This is a genomic window from Pseudomonas sp. TE50-2, from assembly GCF_040813665.1.
GTDB lineage: Bacteria > Pseudomonadota > Gammaproteobacteria > Pseudomonadales > Pseudomonadaceae > Aquipseudomonas > Aquipseudomonas soli.
The window spans coordinates 1,612,814-1,628,590 of the sequence record NZ_JBFNXN010000001.1 but is presented as its reverse complement, the minus strand read 5'-3'; the positions used below and the strand labels follow the sequence as shown (position 1 = coordinate 1,628,590).

The following is a 15,777-nucleotide window of genomic DNA, read 5'->3' as shown; positions in this document are numbered from 1 at the left end:
GAAACAACCTTTCGGTAACTTTATGGCCATGTCGCTGTCAGTTGTCTCCATGTCGCAAATCACGCCCGTTTTATAGAGGCGTACAACGCCAGCGCTGTCTCGAAACCGTCATGTTTGTATAAATACAAAGTACGGCTTGTGAAACTCCCTGGTTTATCCGATGCCGCTGTTGTTATTTGTCGCATTCACCCTGCAATGCAGGGAGCATGCCGACTTGGCGAGTAACGAATGCAACAAGCATGCTCAAAATCACGAACCTTTGATGAAATTTTCACAAAGGCCCTGCCTGTAGCCGGAAAACCTCCGAAAACACGGGCTGCGACCGGTTTGATGGCGGTTCACGGTGATCTTTGGCGTATGCGTGTGAAGCTGCCTTCCAAGTCAAGGTGTTACCGACGATTGTTTATCCTGGCTGTTTTATGTGACGGATGTGTGGTGGAGGTCTGACGAGCGGCATCATTTTGGTGCGAAAAGTAGCGCTGTGTTACCGAAGCGGGGCGTCGATGTTGTCATTCGCGTGCTACAAATGGCTCGAATCGACGTCGGCGGGTGTGGCAAATGCCGAAGCAGAGTATCCTTGCGCCCCTGTGCCCGGCCGGTTGGAAGGGCTGTATCGCTAGTAAGGAGGTTTGCCGTGTTCACCCTCGATTCGCGTCTGCAGGAGGATTCCCTGGTATTGGGCGACCTGCCGCTGTGCCGCCTGCTGCTGAGCAAGGATGCCAACTACCCGTGGTTCATCCTGGTGCCGCGTCGCGCCGATATCACTGAAGTGTTCGAGCTCGAGGAAGCGGACCAGCAGCAGTTGTGGGTCGAGACGAGCGCCCTGGCCGAGGCGTTGAAGGATGCCTTTGCCGCCGACAAGATGAACGTCGCGGCCCTGGGCAATGTGGTCAGCCAGCTGCACATGCATGTGATCGTGCGCCACCGTGGTGATGCCGCCTGGCCCGCCCCGGTCTGGGGCAAGGTGGCGGCCATCGGCTACACCCAGGAGCAGCTCGACGGTATTCGCCAGCAAGTGCGTGCGCTGCTGGGTGAGAGCTTCAAGGAGGCTTGAGGATGTCGCAGGAACTGGAAATGCGCATGATCGAGCTGGAGACCCGCCAGGCGTTTCAGGATGACAGCTTGCAAGCGCTCAATGATGTGATTGTCGAGCAGAGTCGAGTGATCGAACGCCTGCAATTGCAGATGGCGGAGCTGATCAAGCGCTACGAGGAGATGGCCGGCCAGCAGGGCGGCGGGGAAGAAGAAGCGCCGCCGCCTCACTATTGAGTACGGCGGCGGCACGGGTTCAGCGGCGCGCGACGGCGACCACGTCTTCGGCCTGCAGGCCTTTGTCGCGGTGCATCACCGAGAACTCCACGCGCTGGCCTTCGACCAGCACCCGGTGGCCCTCGCCGCGGATGGCGCGAAAGTGCACGAAGATATCGTCACCGGAGTCGCGGGAGATGAACCCGAAGCCCTTGGAGGTGTTGAACCACTTCACGGTGCCGGTATCGCGCAGGCCGGCCTCCTGTGGATTGCCCTGGCTGGCGCGGGCCTTTCGCGTGCCGCGAACGAAACCGGCCACCAGGTGCAGCACGCTGGCGAGGAAGGCGCAGGCCAGTGCTGGCAGGTTGCCAAGCTCCGGGCGGGCCAGCAGGGTGAGGGTCTGCAGCACCACGGCCACGACCAGCAGGATGCTGGTGGCGTGTTGCAGCTGTTGGCGCATGCCTTTGTAGTACTGTGGCAGCACCGGGGCAATCACCAGGTTGAGCAGGCCGAGCAGCGCCAGGTAGACGGCCTCGGGGTGCTGCAGGAAGGGTGTTGCGTCAGTTTTCAAGGTGGGTATGAGCGATAGCAGCAAAGCCGCCACGCCCGTCACCAGATGGACGATCTTGAACATTGGGTTTGGCTCACGTTGATAAGGCCGATCACAGGATGAGCTGGTCGCACGGTGCGCGTGAACTGTAGGCGCGAAAACGTGACGGGCCAGCCTATGCACCCGGCACTGACAATCCGCACGGGTGGCACACTGCCTATTTAACAGCAAAGGCGGGGGCTTCTCAAACCGATTGGCGCCGACGGCTGTCAGTGCAGCCTTGTGCCGCATGCGCCGGTAACCAACTCTTGTTAGAGTGTTTGCTGCCCGCTTGATGATCAAGCCTTATGGAAAGGGGAGCTTCATGGCAATCGATATCGGTATCAGTGAAGAAGATCGCAAGTCCATCGTCGATGGGTTGTCCCGCCTGTTGTCGGATACCTATGTGTTGTATCTGAAAACCCACAACTTCCATTGGAACGTCACCGGTCCGTCGTTCCGCACCCTGCACCTGATGTTCGAGGAGCAATACAACGAGCTTGCCCTGGCGGTCGATTCGATCGCTGAGCGTATCCGTGCCCTGGGCTTCCCGGCGCCGGGTTCCTATGCCTTTTATGCCCGCCACTCTTCGATCAAGGAAGAGGAGGGCGTACCGCCTGCCGAAGAGATGATCCGCCAGCTGGTGCAGGGGCAGGAGGCCGTGGTGCGTACCGCTCGCAGCATCTTCCCGGTGGTGGACAAGGTCAGCGACGAGCCGACCGCCGACCTGCTGACCCAGCGCATGCAGGTGCACGAAAAAACGGCATGGATGCTGCGCGTCTTGCTCGACGGGAACTGATTACCGCTTGACCGTCGTTTGGCCCCGCCAAACCAGGCCCGATGCCTTCACAGGTATCGGGCCTGCGCGTTTGCGGGGAAGGCTTTGCCGCTGCTATCGGCATGATCGGGTGGCGCTTCATGAAACACATGGATCCGTTCGCAAGGCGGGCGGGGTGTGGTTTCGAGATGATGGAGCGGTGCGGTGGACAATCCGATGCGTGGTATCGACGGCAATGCGAGGCACAGGCAGGGCGTGGGCAGCCCCCGGGTCGATCCGTTCAGGCGGGACTTCGACATGGCGCAGGCGGGGCCTGTGTCACGCTCGGTGCGGCTCAACGGCTTCGCCACCTGCCTGCGTCTGGAGGTGGTGTACTGGCGCATCCTGGAGCGCATCGCCCAGGCCAACCGCTGTTCGGTGAGCGCGGTGCTGTCCTATGTGGACCGCGAGGTGCACCTGCGCCATGGCGGGGTGAGGAATTTCAGCGGGCTGGTCCGGGTGATCTGCGTCACCTGGTTGCAGGAGGCGCGGGACGTACACTGATCGCCGGGCTGCACAGCACTCCTTAACCATATATAATCCCGCTCTTTGCTGCCTTGGGCAGCGTGCGATGTGGTTGACGAGAGACGCCATGCCCCTTTACGACTATCAATGTGCATCCTGCGAACACCGCATGGAGGTGTTGCAGAAGATCAGTGCCGCGCCGCTGACCGATTGCCCGGCATGCCAGGCGCCGGCATTGAAGAAGCAGCTGTCGGTCCCCGGCTTCCGCCTGAGCGGCAACGGCTGGTACGAGACCGACTTCAAGACCGGGGCGAAAAAGAATCTGGCAGGCGGCGACAAGGCCGACTGAGTTGAATTGCACCGACCAGGTCTTGCAGTATTAGCCCCTTGGGCGGCCAAGACCTCCACCGAACATACGAATCACGAGAAGCGAAACCACGACCATGATGCGCAGCCATTATTGCGGCCAACTGAACGAGTCCCTGGACGGCCAGGAAGTCACCCTCTGCGGCTGGGTCCATCGTCGCCGCGACCACGGCGGGGTGATTTTCCTCGATATCCGTGACCGCGAAGGCATGGCCCAGGTCGTGTTCGATCCGGATCGCGCCGAAACCTTCGCTGCCGCCGACCGCGTGCGCAGCGAATACGTCGTGCAGATCACCGGCAAGGTACGCAAGCGCCCGGATGGCGCGGTGAACGCCAACATGGCCTCCGGCGCCATCGAGATCCTCGGTTACCAGCTGACCGTGCTCAACGAGGCCGAAACGCCGCCGTTCCCGCTGAACGAATACTCCGACGTGGGCGAAGAAACCCGCCTGCGCTACCGCTTCATCGACCTGCGTCGCCCGGAAATGGCCGACAAGCTGCGCCTGCGTTCGCGCATCACCAGCAGCATCCGTCGCTTCCTCGACGAGAACGGCTTCCTCGACGTCGAGACGCCGATCCTCACCCGCGCCACGCCGGAAGGCGCCCGTGACTACCTGGTGCCAAGCCGTACCCACGCCGGCAGCTTCTTTGCACTGCCGCAGTCGCCACAGCTGTTCAAGCAGCTGCTGATGGTCGCCGGCTTCGACCGCTACTACCAGATCGCCAAGTGCTTCCGTGACGAAGACCTGCGTGCCGACCGCCAGCCGGAATTCACCCAGATCGACATCGAGACCAGCTTCCTCGACGAGTCCGAGATCATGGGCCTCACCGAGAGCATGATCCGCAAGCTGTTCAAGGAAGTCCTGGACCTGGAGTTCGGTGACTTCCCGCACATGACCTACGAAGAGGCCATGCGCCGCTACGGCTCCGACAAGCCGGACCTGCGTATCCCGCTGGAACTGATCGACGTTGCCGACCAGCTCAAGGATGTCGACTTCAAGGTCTTCGCCGGCCCCGCCAACGATCCGAAGTGCCGCGTCACCGCGCTGCGCCTGCCGGGCGGCGCCAGCATGCCGCGCAGCAAGATCGACGAGTACACCAAGTTCGTCGGCATCTACGGTGCCAAGGGCCTGGCCTACATCAAGGTCAACGAGCGCGCCAAGGGTGTCGAGGGTCTGCAGTCGCCGATCGTCAAGAACATCCCCGAGGCCAACCTCAACACCATCCTCGACCGCGTTGGCGCAGTCGATGGCGACATCGTGTTCTTCGGCGCCGACAAGGCCAAGATCGTCAGCGAAGCCCTGGGCGCGCTGCGTATCCGTCTGGGTCATGACTTCGAGCTGCTGACCTGCCAGTGGGCACCGATGTGGGTCGTCGACTTCCCGATGTTCGAAGAGAACGAAGACGGCAGCTTCACCGCGCTGCACCACCCGTTCACCGCGCCGAAGTGCACCCCCGAGGAGCTGGAGGCCAATCCGGCCACCGCGCTGTCGCGTGCCTACGACATGGTGCTCAACGGCACCGAGCTGGGTGGCGGTTCGATCCGTATCCACCGCAAGGAAATGCAACAGGCGGTGTTCCGCCTGCTGGGTATCGAGGCGGCGGAGCAGGAAGAGAAGTTCGGCTTCCTGCTCGACGCCCTGAAGTTCGGCGCACCGCCTCACGGTGGCCTGGCCTTCGGCCTGGACCGCCTGGTCATGCTGATGACCGGCGCGCAGTCGATCCGTGAAGTGATCGCCTTCCCGAAAACCCAGAGCGCCGCGTGCGTCATGACCCAGGCCCCGGGCATGGTCGACGCCAAGGCCCTGCGCGAGCTGCACATCCGTCTGCGCGAGCAGACCAAGGTCGAGTAACCTCGGCCCCGGGCGCACTGGCTGCGCCCACGTATTCATGCGTTCCGCCCTTCGGGGCGGAACCTGTTTCTGTTTCAAGGATTTGGAGTCGTTATGGCCGGTCATTCCAAGTGGGCGAACATCAAGCACCGCAAAGAACGCCAGGATGCCAAGAGAGGCAAGATCTTCACCAAGTGGATTCGCGAACTGACCGTCGCTGCCAAGCAAGGTGGTGGTGATCCGGCGTCCAACCCGCGCCTGCGCCTGGCGCTGGACAAGGCCCTGGGTGCCAACATGAGCCGCGACATCATCGATCGCGCCGTGGCCCGCGGTGCCGGCACCAACGAAAGCGACAACGTCGAAGAGCTCAGCTACGAGGGCTACGGCCCGGGCGGCGTGGCGATCATGGTCGAAGCCATGACCGACAACCGTAACCGTACTGCCGCGGCCGTGCGGCATGCCTTCACCAAGTGCGGCGGCAACCTCGGTACCGACGGTTCGGTGGCCTACCTGTTCGAGCGTAAGGGGCAGATCAGCTTCGCTGCCGAGCTGAACGTGGACGAGGATGCGCTGATGGAAGCCGCGATGGAGGCCGATGCCGACGATGTGGTGGTCAACGACGACGGCTCCTTTGACGTTTTCACCTCGTTCAACAGCTTCTATGCCGTGCGCAACGCCCTGGAAGAGGCCGGCTTCAAGGCGTCCGACGCCGAGATCGTGATGCAGCCGACCACCAGCGCCGAGCTGGATCAGGACGGTGCGGAGAAGGTGCTCAAGCTGATCGACATGCTCGAGGACCTGGATGACGTGCAGAACGTCTACTCCAACGCACAGATCTCCGATGAGATCATGGAAACGCTGGGCTGATCGTTTCGGCTATCGGCTGTAGCGCGGGGCAAGCCCGCTCCCACAAGGCCTGCGCCAGATTGCGGTGTAGTCTTTGTGGGAGCGGGCTTGTCCCGCGATAAGGCCGGCAAATTCGCACACCTTTGTAGGCGCTATGACTCTCATTCTTGGTATCGACCCCGGCTCGCGCATCACCGGTTTTGGCGTGGTCCGCCAGACAGCCCGTGGCTGCGAGTACGTGGCGTCGGGCTGTATACGCACTGGCGGCGGTGAGCTGCACGAGCGTCTGCAGATCGTCTTTCGCGGTGTCAGCGAGATCATTCGCCAGCATGAGCCGGTGACCATGGGCATCGAGCGGGTGTTCATGGCGCGCAACGCCGATTCGGCGCTCAAGCTTGGCCAGGCCCGGGGGGCGGCAATCGTCGCCGCGGCCGAGGCCGGCCTTGAGATCGCCGAATACACCGCCAGCCAGGTCAAGCAGGCCGTGGCCGGCACCGGCGGCGCCAACAAGGAACAGGTGATGATGATGGTCATGCACCTGCTCAAGCTGACCCAGAAGCCGCAGATCGACGCCTCCGACGCCCTGGCCATCGCCTTGTGCCATGCCCATACCCGCTCCAGCCTCATCCCCCACGGGTTGGCGACAGCCCGGCGCCGTGGCGGACGCTTGCGTCTGTAACCGCTTCATGCGGTGATACACATTTTGTCCGGGTGAAGCACTCTCCCGGCGCATTTGCTGATAGGGTGGACCGGTTTTCGACCGGCGCCCGAGAGGAAGGATCGGAACGTGATTGGACGTTTGCGTGGCACCCTGGCGGAAAAACAGCCGCCGCACCTGATTATCGACGTCAACGGCCTGGGCTATGAGCTCGAAGTGCCGATGACCACGCTGTACCGTCTGCCCAAGCTGGGCGAGACCGTCACCCTGCACACTCATCTGGTGGTGCGTGAAGACGCCCATCTGCTGTACGGCTTCTTCGAAAAACGCGAGCGCGAGCTGTTCCGTGAGTTGATCCGCCTCAATGGCGTTGGCCCGAAACTGGCGCTGGCGCTGATGTCGGGGCTCGAGGCCGATGAGCTGGTGCGTTGCGTCCAGGCCCAGGATGCCTCCGCTCTGGTGCGTGTGCCCGGTGTCGGTAAGAAGACTGCCGAGCGCCTGCTGGTCGAGCTCAAGGACCGCTTCAAGGCCTGGGAAACCTCGCCGGCCATGTTCGCCCTGGTGTCCGACGGGCCGGTGCCGGTGGCCAGTGCCTCCAACGCCGAGGCCGACGCGGTCAGCGCCCTGGTGTCGCTGGGCTACAAGCCGCAGGAAGCCAGCAAGGCGATTGCCGCCATCGAGGGCAAGGCCAACCTCAGCAGTGAGGAACTGATCCGTCGCAGCCTCAAAGGGATGATTACCAAGTGATCGAGACTGACCGCCTGATCGCCGCCTCCGGACGCGACCGCGAAGAGGTCCAGGATCGTGCGATCCGCCCGCTGAGCCTGGACGAGTACATCGGCCAGCCGGTGGTGCGCGAGCAGATGTCGCTGTTCATCCAGGCCGCGCGCGGGCGCAGCGAGTCGCTTGATCACACCCTGATCTTCGGTCCGCCGGGCCTGGGCAAGACCACGTTGGCCAACATCATCGCCCACGAGATGGGCGTGTCGGTCAAGAGCACGTCCGGCCCGATTCTCGAACGGCCCGGCGACCTGGCGGCGATGCTGACCAATCTCGAGCCGCATGACGTGCTGTTCATCGACGAGATCCACCGTTTGTCGCCGGTGGTCGAGGAAGTGCTCTATCCGGCGATGGAGGATTTCCAGCTGGACATCATGATCGGCGAGGGCCCAGCCGCGCGCTCGATCAAGCTCGACCTGCCGCCGTTCACCCTGGTCGGCGCCACCACCCGCGCCGGCATGCTGACCAATCCGCTGCGTGATCGCTTCGGTATCGTCCAGCGCCTGGAGTTCTACAGCGACAGGGACCTGGCGACCATCGTCAGCCGTTCGGCCGGCATCCTCGGCTTGCCCATGGACGACAAGGGCGCATTCGAGATCGCCCGTCGGGCGCGTGGCACCCCGCGGATCGCCAATCGCCTGTTGCGGCGGGTGCGCGACTTTGCCGAAGTGCGCGGCAAGGGCGAGATCACCAAGGCGGTCGCGGACATGGCGCTGAACTTGCTGGATGTCGACGAGCGTGGCTTCGATCACTCCGACCGGCGTCTGCTGCTGACCATGATCGAGAAGTTCGACGGTGGCCCGGTGGGGCTCGACAATATTGCTGCGGCGATCGGCGAGGAGCGCCACACCATCGAGGACGTGCTCGAGCCCTATCTCATCCAGCAGGGCTATATCATGCGTACCCCGCGGGGCCGTGTGGTCACCCGGCACGCCTACCTGCATTTCGGCCTGAACATTCCCGGGCGTTTCTGCGAGGGCGGGGAATATGCTGCGCAAGACGACGAATGACAGATCGAATCGGCATTTTCGTGGTCCTACCGCTGGCATGCCCTGGGCTCGCTGGCAATACGACATTATCGATGCAAAAACAGTTGCCGCAGCGGATTGGCAAGCACAGGAGTAAGCACTAGAGTATGCGCGCGCAAAATGGGCTGGAACCGTTCGCACACCGCTGTCGCGTCTATTACGAGGACACCGACGCCGGTGGCGTGGTGTATTACGTCAACTACCTCAAATTCATGGAGCGCGCGCGCACCGAGCGGCTGCGTCACCTGGGGTTCTCCCAGGCCCAGCTGGCGCAGGACAATCTGTTGTTCGTGGTCCATTCCAGCGAGGCGCGCTATCACGCGCCGGCCCGCCTGGACGACGAGTTGCGGGTAACCGCGCAAGTACTTGAATTGAATCGTGCCAGCCTGCGCTTCGTGCAGCAGGTGTGGCGAGCAAAGAATGAAGTGCTGCTCTGCGAGGGGCAGTTCCTGGTGGCCGCCGTGCGCGCCGACACTTTCAAACCCCGGGCCATTCCCCCAGAACTGCGCGACGCCTTCCTGGCGGACGGCACGGGTACTCAATCGAACGCAGGAGAATAAGCGTGGAAGCAAACGTCGTCGACCATACCTCCATGTGGAGCCTGGTCGCCAATGCCAGTGTCGTGGTTCAGCTGGTAATGCTGACCCTCGTGGCAGCCTCGGTGACCTCTTGGATCATGATCTTCCAGCGCAGCACCATGCTGCGCGCCGGTCGTCGTGCACTGGACGCTTTCGAAGAGCGCTTCTGGTCGGGCATCGACCTGTCCAAGCTGTACCGCCAGGCGGGCAGCAACCCGGACCCGGACTCGGGTGTAGAGCAGGTCTTCCGTGCCGGCTTCAAGGAGTTCTCGCGCCTGCGCCAGCAGCCGGGCGTCGACCCGGACGCGGTCATGGAAGGGGTAGGGCGTGCCATGCGCGTGGCCATCTCCCGCGAGGAAGAAAAGCTCGAGCAGAGCCTGCCGTTCCTGGCCACCGTCGGTTCCACCAGCCCGTACATCGGTCTGTTCGGTACCGTATGGGGCATCATGAACTCCTTCCGTGGCCTGGCCAGCGCCCAGCAAGCCACCCTGGCCACCGTGGCCCCGGGTATTGCCGAAGCCCTGATCGCCACTGCGATCGGTCTGTTCGCCGCGATCCCGGCTGTTATCGCCTACAACCGTTTTGCCGCGCGCAGTGAAGTGCTGATCGGGCGCTACTACACGTTCGCCGACGAGTTCCAGGCGATCCTGCACCGCAAAGTACACACCAGCGAAGAGTGATCAGGTAGAAACCCATGGCCCGAGTTCGCCACAAACGCAAGCCGGTCGCCGAGATGAACGTGGTGCCCTACATCGACGTGATGCTGGTGCTACTGGTTATCTTCATGGTGACCGCCCCGATGCTCAACCAGGGCGTGAAGGTGGACCTGCCCAAGGTTTCCAGCGAAGCCCTGCCGCAGGACAACAACGTCCAGGTCCTGACCATCTCGATCAAGGCCGACAAGACCTACTATTGGAACCTCGGCAGCGAAGTCGACACCGACAAGCAGATGGACAAGGCCATGACCTTGCCGGAAATGACCAGCGCGGTGACCAAGATCATCGCCGCCGGTCGTGACCAGGGCAAGCAGACCCAGGTCTTCATCCGTGGCGACAAGGCTGTCGACTACGGTGCGGTGATGGGCGCCATGGGCGGGTTGCAGAAGGCCGGTGTCGGTAACGTTGGCCTGATTACCGAGGCGCCCTGATGCAACAGCGAGAGCCATCCGCCTCGGAAAGCTACTTCTGGCCCAGTGTCTGGGCCATTGCGCTGCACGTGCTGGTGTTCGGCATGCTGTTCGTCAGCTTCGCCATGACGCCCGAGCTGCCGCCCTCCAAGCCTATCGTCCAGGCCACGCTTTATCAGCTCAAGTCCAAGAGCCAGGCGACCACCCAGACCAATCAGAAGATTGCCGGGGAGGCCAAGAAGACCGCTTCGCGCCAGACCGAGGTCGAACAGCTGGAGCAGAAGAAGGTCGAGCAGGAGGCCGTGAAGGCCGCGGAACAAAAGAAAGCCGACGCCGCTCAAAAAGCCGAGGAGGCTCGCGAAGCCGCCGAGGCGAAGAAAGCCGAAGACGCCGCCAAGGCCGCCGAGCAGAAGAAAGCCGCCGAGGCCAAGAAAGCCGAGGAAGCGAAAAAGGCCGCCGAGAAGCAGCAGGCCGACATCGCCAAGAAGAAGGCTGAGGACGAGGCCAAGAAGAAGGCCGAGGAAGAAGCCAAGAAACAGGCCGCGGAGGAGGCGAAGAAGAAAGCCGCCGAAGACGCGAAGAAAAAAGCAGCCGAGGACGCCAAGAAGAAAGCGGCGGCCGAGGATGCGAAGAAGAAGGCAGCTGAAGAGGCCAAGAAAAAGGCCGCGGCAGACGCCCAGAAGAAAAAGGCACAGGAAGCGGCCCGCAAGGCGGCGGAAGACAAGAAGGCCCAGGCACTCGCCGAGCTGTTGTCCGACACCACCGAACGGCAGCAGGCGCTGGCCGACGAGCAGGGTGACCAGGTGGCCGGCGACTTCGACGACCTGATCCGCATGCGCGCGGCCGAAGGTTGGGCGCGTCCGCCATCCGCGCGCAAGGGCATGACGGTAGTTCTGCAGATCAACATGCTGCCGGACGGCACCCTCACCAACGTGAGTGTGGCCAAGTCCAGTGGCGACGGTCCGTTCGACAGCTCGGCCGTGGCCGCGGTGAAGAACATTGGTCGGTTGACCGAAATGCAGGGCTTGAAGCCGAACGAGTTCAATCCGTATCGTTCATTCAAGATGACATTTACACCTGAGGATCTAGCGTTGTGATTAAACGTCTGAGAGGACTCCTGGTCTTGCTCTGCTGCGTGGCAGGCATGGCGATGGCAGAGGAAAAGAACATCCTGGTCACCAGCGGTAGCGACCGGGCAACTCCCATTGCGGTAGTGCCGTTCGGTGTCCAGGGCGGCAGCGTGCTGCCGGAAGACATGGCCGATATCATCGGCAACGACCTGCGCAACTCCGGCTACTACGCGCCGATCCCGCGGCAGAACATGATCAGCCAGCCAAGCCAGGCCAGCGAAGTGATCTTCCGTGACTGGAAAGCGCTGGGCGCCCAGTACGTCATGGTCGGCAGCATCGTACCGGCCGGTGGTCGCCTGCAGGTGCAGTACGCCCTGTTCAACGTCGCCACCGAGCAGCAGGTGTTGACCGGCAGCGTGGCCGGCGGCGTCGACCAGCTGCGCGACATGTCGCACTACATCGCCGACCAGTCGTTCGAGAAGCTCACCGGCATCAAGGGTGCGTTCTCCACCCGCATGCTGTACGTGACCGCCGAGCGCTTCTCGACCAACAACACCCGTTACACCCTGCAGCGTTCGGACTATGACGGTGCCCGCGCGGTGACCCTGCTGCAGTCGCGTGAACCGATCCTGTCTCCGCGTTTCGCGCCGGATGGCAAGCGTATCGCCTATGTCTCGTTCGAGCAGAAGCGCCCGCGCATCTTCATCCAGCACATCGATACCGGTCGCCGCGAGCAGATCACCAACTTCGAAGGCCTGAACGGCGCGCCTGCCTGGTCGCCTGACGGTTCGCGCCTGGCGTTCGTGCTGTCGAAAGACGGCAACCCGGACATCTATGTGATGAACGTGGCTTCGCGCCAGATCACCCGTGTCACCGCCGGCCCAGGTATCAATACCGAGCCGTTCTGGGGCAAGGATGGCAACACCCTGTACTTCACCTCCGACCGTGGCGGCAAGCCGCAGATCTACAAACAGTCGGTCGGTGGCGGTGGTGCCGAGCGCGTGACGTTCGTGGGCAACTACAACGCCAACCCGAAACTGTCGGCGGATGAAAAGACCCTGGTGATGATCCATCGCCAGCAGGGTTTCACCAACTTCAAGGTGGCCGCGCAGGACCTGCAACGTGGAAGTGTAAAGATTCTCTCCGAGACCAGTCTTGATGAGTCTCCCACTGTTGCGCCAAACGGCACCATGCTAATCTACGCCACCCGCCAGCAGGGCCGGGGAGTCTTGATGCTCGTGTCGCTTAACGGCCGCGTGAGGCTCCCACTTCCTACCGCTCAAGGCGAAGTCAGAGAACCGTCCTGGTCCCCTTACCTGAACTGATTGCGGCGTAACACGTTTTGCTTAACACACTGGGGTTTCATTAGGAGTTTCACGATGGAAATGCTGAAGTTTGGTAAATTCGCTGCGCTGGCTCTGGCCATGGCTGTAGCTGTAGGTTGCTCCTCGAAAGGCGGCGACAACGCTGGTGAAGGCGCTGTTGATCCGAACGCTGGCTACGGTGCCAACACTGGCGCTGTTGACGGTTCCCTGAGCGAAGAAGCCGCCCTGCGCGCAATCACCACCTTCTACTTCGAATACGACAGCTCGGACCTGAAGCCAGAAGCCATGCGCGCTCTGGACGTTCACGCCAAGGACCTGAAGTCCAACGGCAACCGCGTTGTCCTGGAAGGCAACACCGACGAGCGCGGCACCCGCGAGTACAACATGGCTCTGGGTGAGCGTCGTGCCAAGGCCGTTCAGCGCTACCTGGTTCTGCAGGGCGTTTCCCCTGCTCAGCTGGAACTGGTTTCCTACGGCGAAGAGCGTCCAGTTGCCACCGGCAACGACGAGCAGTCCTGGGCTCAAAACCGTCGCGTAGAACTGCGTAAGTAAGTTCCTATGCGTATGTGCCGTCGTGCTGTAACCGTCCTCGCACTCAGCCTGCCCCTTTCGGCGTGGGCTGCGGTTCCCGTAGTAGATGACAACGCGGGTGGCTATCCACCCGCGGGTTATGGCACGAGCGGCGCCTATGCCGGAGCAGGGGCTTCGGCCCCTGCTTCTGCAAATGGCCAGCTGTTCATGCAGCTGCAGCAGATGCAGGACCAGATTTCCCGCCAGCAAGGCATCATCGAAGAGCTGCAGAACGATGTGTCGCGCATGAAGCAGGAAAACCTCGAGCGCTACCAGGATCTCGACCGCCGCATCAGCAGCGGTGCCGCGCCTGCCGCGACTCCAGACAATTCTTCCACCGGTGGCGCGAACAGCGCAGCCACGGGTGCGGCCGCCGGCGCCAATGCCGCGCAGCCACCGGCCGCGAGCAGCGAGCCGGGCGATCCGGCGAAAGAGAAGCTGTATTACGACGCCGCTTTCGACCTGATCAAGCAGAAGGACTTCGACAAGGCCAGCCAGGCCTTCAACGCCTTCCTGCGCAAGTACCCCAACAGCCAGTACGCCGGCAATGCCCAGTACTGGCTCGGCGAGGTCAACCTGGCCAAGGGCGACCTGCAAGGCGCCAGCCAGGCGTTCGCCGAAGTCGGCCAGAAGTACCCGAAACACAGCAAAGTGCCGGATTCGCTGTACAAGCTGGCCGACGTCGAGCGCCGCATGGGCCACACCGACAAGGTCAAGGGCATCCTGCAGCAGGTCATCACCCAGTACCCCGGCACCTCCGCCGCGCAACTGGCGCAACGCGACCTGCAAAAGCTCTGAACGACCCGTTGAAGAAGAAACCCGCGCTTGTCGCGGGTTTTTTCGTTAGAATCACGGCCCTTTTTTCGTAAACACGCTGCCGCGGATAACGCTTTGTCGAGTCCGCTACAGTGCCTGACGGAGGCGGACAGCCTGTTCAGCTGTCACGCCCGTGGCGATCATGCAAGACACATTACGCATCACCGAAGTGTTTTACTCGTTGCAGGGTGAAACGCGAACGGCCGGGCTGCCCACGGTTTTCGTGCGCCTGACCGGTTGCCCCCTGCGCTGCCAGTACTGCGACAGTGCCTATGCCTTCAGTGGCGGCACTATCCGCACCCTCGACTCCATTGTTGAGCAGGTGGCCGGCTTCAAGCCGCGCTACGTCTGCGTGACTGGTGGCGAGCCTCTGGCCCAGCCCAACGCGCTGCCTCTGCTGCAACGCCTGTGCGATGCCGGTTACGACGTGTCGCTGGAAACCAGTGGCGCCCTCGACATCAGTGGCGTCGACACCCGGGTCAGCCGCGTGGTCGACCTCAAGACCCCAGGCTCCGAGGAGTCTCACCGCAATCGCTACGAGAATATCGAGCTGCTGACCGGCAACGACCAGGTCAAGTTCGTCATCTGTTCCCGTGAGGACTACGATTGGGCGGTTTCCAAGCTGATCCAGTACAACCTGGCCGAGCGCGCCGGTGAAGTGCTGTTTTCGCCCAGCCACCATCAGGTGAGCGCCACCGACCTGGCCGACTGGATCGTCGCCGACAACCTGCCCGTACGCTTCCAGCTGCAGCTGCACAAGCTGCTGTGGAACGACGAACCCGGACGTTGAGGAGAAAGACATGACTGACAAACGCGCGGTAATCCTGCTGTCCGGTGGCCTGGATTCGGCCACCGTGGTAGCCATGGCCAAGGCCGACGGCTACCAGTGCTACACCATGAGCTTCGACTACGGCCAGCGCCATCGCGCCGAGCTCAACGCCGCGGCGCGGGTGGCCCGTGACCTGGGCGTGGTCGAGCACAAGGTGATCGGCCTGAACCTCGATGGCATCGGTGGCTCGGCCCTGACCGACAGCAGCATCGATGTGCCCGAGGCGCCGAGCGAGGGGATTCCGGTCACCTATGTGCCGGCTCGCAACACGGTGTTCCTGTCCTTGGCGCTGGGCTGGGCGGAAGTGCTCGAGGCCCGTGACATCTTCATCGGCGTCAACGCCGTGGACTACTCCGGCTACCCGGACTGCCGCCCGGAGTTCGTCGAGGCCTTCGAGCGCATGGCCAACCTGGCTACCAAGGCCGGCGTGGAAGGGCAGGGCTTCCGTATCCAGGCGCCGCTGCAGAACCTGAGCAAGGCGCAGATCGTCCAGGCCGGGATCGCCCGTGGCGTGGACTACAGCCTGACCGTTTCCTGCTACCAGGCCGATGATGCCGGGCGTGCCTGCGGCAAATGCGACAGCTGCCGCCTGCGCGCTGATGGCTTCAAGGCTGCCGGTGTAGAGGACCCCACTCGGTATTTTTGAAAAAATTTGCGATGGGGTGTTGAATTCTTCTGAGAAATCAGTAATATACGCGCCATCCAACGGGTCGTTAGCTCAGTTGGTAGAGCAGTTGGCTTTTAACCAATTGGTCGTAGGTTCGAATCCTACACGACCCACCATATGCAGTACGAAAGAGCCCGCCTTCATGGCGGGCTTTTTCATGCCTGTCG

20 protein-coding genes and 1 tRNA gene are annotated in these 15,777 nt (G+C 62.4%); 20 read left to right on the top strand and 1 reads right to left on the bottom strand.

Translation table 11 applies throughout. The features are described 5' to 3' along the window. Positions 1 to 634 precede the first annotated feature (634 nt). Together AAHK21_RS07385 and AAHK21_RS07380 are read left to right on the top strand one after the other, a co-directional pair. Positions 635 to 1,054 (top strand): HIT domain-containing protein, encoded by a 420-nt coding sequence (locus tag AAHK21_RS07385; protein ID WP_110697854.1) that lies wholly within the window; start codon positions 635 to 637, stop codon positions 1,052 to 1,054. 2 nt (positions 1,055 to 1,056) lie between these two features. Continuing rightward, positions 1,057 to 1,269: a SlyX family protein gene (locus tag AAHK21_RS07380; protein ID WP_046856768.1), complete on the top strand. Its 213-nt coding sequence runs from the start codon at positions 1,057 to 1,059 to the stop codon at positions 1,267 to 1,269. A gap of 19 nt (positions 1,270 to 1,288) precedes the next feature. On the opposite strand, the gene AAHK21_RS07375 is transcribed toward AAHK21_RS07380, so the two are convergent. Further along, the gene (locus AAHK21_RS07375; protein ID WP_367856870.1) at positions 1,289 to 1,882 is read right to left on the bottom strand and encodes a cold shock domain-containing protein membrane protein; all 594 of its coding nucleotides are present in this window, start codon (positions 1,880 to 1,882) and stop codon (positions 1,289 to 1,291) included. A 280-nt stretch (positions 1,883 to 2,162) separates the two neighbouring features. On the opposite strand from AAHK21_RS07375, the gene AAHK21_RS07370 reads away from it, so the two are divergent. The 18 genes from AAHK21_RS07370 (at position 2,163) to AAHK21_RS07285 (ending at position 15,726) form a co-directional block, all read left to right on the top strand. After that, positions 2,163 to 2,636 (top strand): Dps family protein, encoded by a 474-nt coding sequence (locus tag AAHK21_RS07370; protein ID WP_028690591.1) that lies wholly within the window; start codon positions 2,163 to 2,165, stop codon positions 2,634 to 2,636. A gap of 195 nt (positions 2,637 to 2,831) precedes the next feature. Then, positions 2,832 to 3,158, top strand: a complete 327-nt coding sequence (locus AAHK21_RS07365) for a ribbon-helix-helix domain-containing protein (RefSeq protein ID WP_046857889.1) — start codon at positions 2,832 to 2,834, stop codon at positions 3,156 to 3,158. A gap of 88 nt (positions 3,159 to 3,246) precedes the next feature. Further along, positions 3,247 to 3,468 carry an FmdB family zinc ribbon protein gene (locus AAHK21_RS07360; protein ID WP_046856766.1) on the top strand — a complete coding sequence of 74 codons (222 nt, stop codon included), beginning with the start codon at positions 3,247 to 3,249 and terminating at the stop codon, positions 3,466 to 3,468. A 94-nt stretch (positions 3,469 to 3,562) separates the two neighbouring features. Continuing rightward, the gene (gene aspS, locus AAHK21_RS07355) at positions 3,563 to 5,338 is read left to right on the top strand and encodes an aspartate--tRNA ligase (protein ID WP_046856765.1); all 1,776 of its coding nucleotides are present in this window, start codon (positions 3,563 to 3,565) and stop codon (positions 5,336 to 5,338) included. Positions 5,339 to 5,431: 93 nt separating this feature from the next. After that, complete coding sequence (locus AAHK21_RS07350; RefSeq protein WP_023628700.1) at positions 5,432 to 6,184, top strand: YebC/PmpR family DNA-binding transcriptional regulator; 753 nt, start codon at positions 5,432 to 5,434, stop codon at positions 6,182 to 6,184. 133 nt (positions 6,185 to 6,317) lie between these two features. Then, a complete protein-coding gene (ruvC, locus tag AAHK21_RS07345; protein ID WP_023628699.1) occupies positions 6,318 to 6,842 on the top strand; it encodes a crossover junction endodeoxyribonuclease RuvC in 525 nt (174 codons plus the stop codon). Positions 6,843 to 6,950: 108 nt separating this feature from the next. Continuing rightward, entirely contained in the window at positions 6,951 to 7,568 is a 618-nt protein-coding gene (gene ruvA, locus AAHK21_RS07340; protein ID WP_367856869.1) for a Holliday junction branch migration protein RuvA, read from the top strand. Next, positions 7,565 to 8,611: a Holliday junction branch migration DNA helicase RuvB gene (ruvB, locus tag AAHK21_RS07335; RefSeq protein ID WP_023628697.1), complete on the top strand. Its 1,047-nt coding sequence runs from the start codon at positions 7,565 to 7,567 to the stop codon at positions 8,609 to 8,611. Before ruvA ends, ruvB begins: the two co-directional genes overlap by 4 nt. Before the next feature lie 125 nt (positions 8,612 to 8,736). Then, complete coding sequence (ybgC, locus tag AAHK21_RS07330; protein WP_367856868.1) at positions 8,737 to 9,189, top strand: tol-pal system-associated acyl-CoA thioesterase; 453 nt, start codon at positions 8,737 to 8,739, stop codon at positions 9,187 to 9,189. Positions 9,190 to 9,191: 2 nt separating this feature from the next. Beyond that, entirely contained in the window at positions 9,192 to 9,887 is a 696-nt protein-coding gene (gene tolQ / locus AAHK21_RS07325; protein WP_023628695.1) for a protein TolQ, read from the top strand. Positions 9,888 to 9,901: 14 nt separating this feature from the next. Further along, a complete protein-coding gene (gene tolR / locus AAHK21_RS07320) occupies positions 9,902 to 10,354 on the top strand; it encodes a protein TolR (RefSeq protein ID WP_023628694.1) in 453 nt (150 codons plus the stop codon). Then, complete coding sequence (gene tolA / locus AAHK21_RS07315; protein ID WP_046856762.1) at positions 10,354 to 11,430, top strand: cell envelope integrity protein TolA; 1,077 nt, start codon at positions 10,354 to 10,356, stop codon at positions 11,428 to 11,430. Before tolR ends, tolA begins: the two co-directional genes overlap by 1 nt. A gap of 47 nt (positions 11,431 to 11,477) precedes the next feature. After that, positions 11,478 to 12,728, top strand: a complete 1,251-nt coding sequence (tolB, locus tag AAHK21_RS07310; protein ID WP_046856761.1) for a Tol-Pal system beta propeller repeat protein TolB — start codon at positions 11,478 to 11,480, stop codon at positions 12,726 to 12,728. 54 nt (positions 12,729 to 12,782) lie between these two features. After that, positions 12,783 to 13,280, top strand: coding sequence for a peptidoglycan-associated lipoprotein Pal (gene pal, locus AAHK21_RS07305; protein ID WP_008090230.1), 498 nt, complete (start codon positions 12,783 to 12,785; stop codon positions 13,278 to 13,280). Positions 13,281 to 13,286: 6 nt separating this feature from the next. Then, positions 13,287 to 14,096: a tol-pal system protein YbgF gene (gene ybgF / locus AAHK21_RS07300; protein WP_023628691.1), complete on the top strand. Its 810-nt coding sequence runs from the start codon at positions 13,287 to 13,289 to the stop codon at positions 14,094 to 14,096. Between the two features lie 160 nt (positions 14,097 to 14,256). Then, positions 14,257 to 14,904: a 7-carboxy-7-deazaguanine synthase QueE gene (gene queE, locus AAHK21_RS07295; protein ID WP_139673117.1), complete on the top strand. Its 648-nt coding sequence runs from the start codon at positions 14,257 to 14,259 to the stop codon at positions 14,902 to 14,904. A 10-nt stretch (positions 14,905 to 14,914) separates the two neighbouring features. Continuing rightward, the gene (queC, locus tag AAHK21_RS07290; RefSeq protein ID WP_367856867.1) at positions 14,915 to 15,589 is read left to right on the top strand and encodes a 7-cyano-7-deazaguanine synthase QueC; all 675 of its coding nucleotides are present in this window, start codon (positions 14,915 to 14,917) and stop codon (positions 15,587 to 15,589) included. Between the two features lie 61 nt (positions 15,590 to 15,650). Continuing rightward, positions 15,651 to 15,726, top strand: a tRNA-Lys gene (locus AAHK21_RS07285). Positions 15,727 to 15,777: the final 51 nt, after the last annotated feature.

Coding starts and splice junctions, on each gene's coding strand:
- ruvC (WP_023628699.1), top strand. CDS start 6,318: ATGACTCTCATTCTTGGTATCGACCCCGGCTCGCGCATCACCGGTTTT.
- queC (WP_367856867.1), top strand. CDS start 14,915: ATGACTGACAAACGCGCGGTAATCCTGCTGTCCGGTGGCCTGGATTCG.
- ybgC (WP_367856868.1), top strand. CDS start 8,737: ATGCGCGCGCAAAATGGGCTGGAACCGTTCGCACACCGCTGTCGCGTC.
- ybgF (WP_023628691.1), top strand. CDS start 13,287: ATGCGTATGTGCCGTCGTGCTGTAACCGTCCTCGCACTCAGCCTGCCC.
- tolA (WP_046856762.1), top strand. CDS start 10,354: ATGCAACAGCGAGAGCCATCCGCCTCGGAAAGCTACTTCTGGCCCAGT.
- AAHK21_RS07360 (WP_046856766.1), top strand. CDS start 3,247: ATGCCCCTTTACGACTATCAATGTGCATCCTGCGAACACCGCATGGAG.
- pal (WP_008090230.1), top strand. CDS start 12,783: ATGGAAATGCTGAAGTTTGGTAAATTCGCTGCGCTGGCTCTGGCCATG.
- AAHK21_RS07380 (WP_046856768.1), top strand. CDS start 1,057: ATGTCGCAGGAACTGGAAATGCGCATGATCGAGCTGGAGACCCGCCAG.
- queE (WP_139673117.1), top strand. CDS start 14,257: ATGCAAGACACATTACGCATCACCGAAGTGTTTTACTCGTTGCAGGGT.
- AAHK21_RS07365 (WP_046857889.1), top strand. CDS start 2,832: ATGCGTGGTATCGACGGCAATGCGAGGCACAGGCAGGGCGTGGGCAGC.
- AAHK21_RS07370 (WP_028690591.1), top strand. CDS start 2,163: ATGGCAATCGATATCGGTATCAGTGAAGAAGATCGCAAGTCCATCGTC.
- tolB (WP_046856761.1), top strand. CDS start 11,478: ATGGCGATGGCAGAGGAAAAGAACATCCTGGTCACCAGCGGTAGCGAC.
- tolR (WP_023628694.1), top strand. CDS start 9,902: ATGGCCCGAGTTCGCCACAAACGCAAGCCGGTCGCCGAGATGAACGTG.
- AAHK21_RS07375 (WP_367856870.1), bottom strand. CDS start 1,882: ATGTTCAAGATCGTCCATCTGGTGACGGGCGTGGCGGCTTTGCTGCTA.
- aspS (WP_046856765.1), top strand. CDS start 3,563: ATGATGCGCAGCCATTATTGCGGCCAACTGAACGAGTCCCTGGACGGC.
- AAHK21_RS07350 (WP_023628700.1), top strand. CDS start 5,432: ATGGCCGGTCATTCCAAGTGGGCGAACATCAAGCACCGCAAAGAACGC.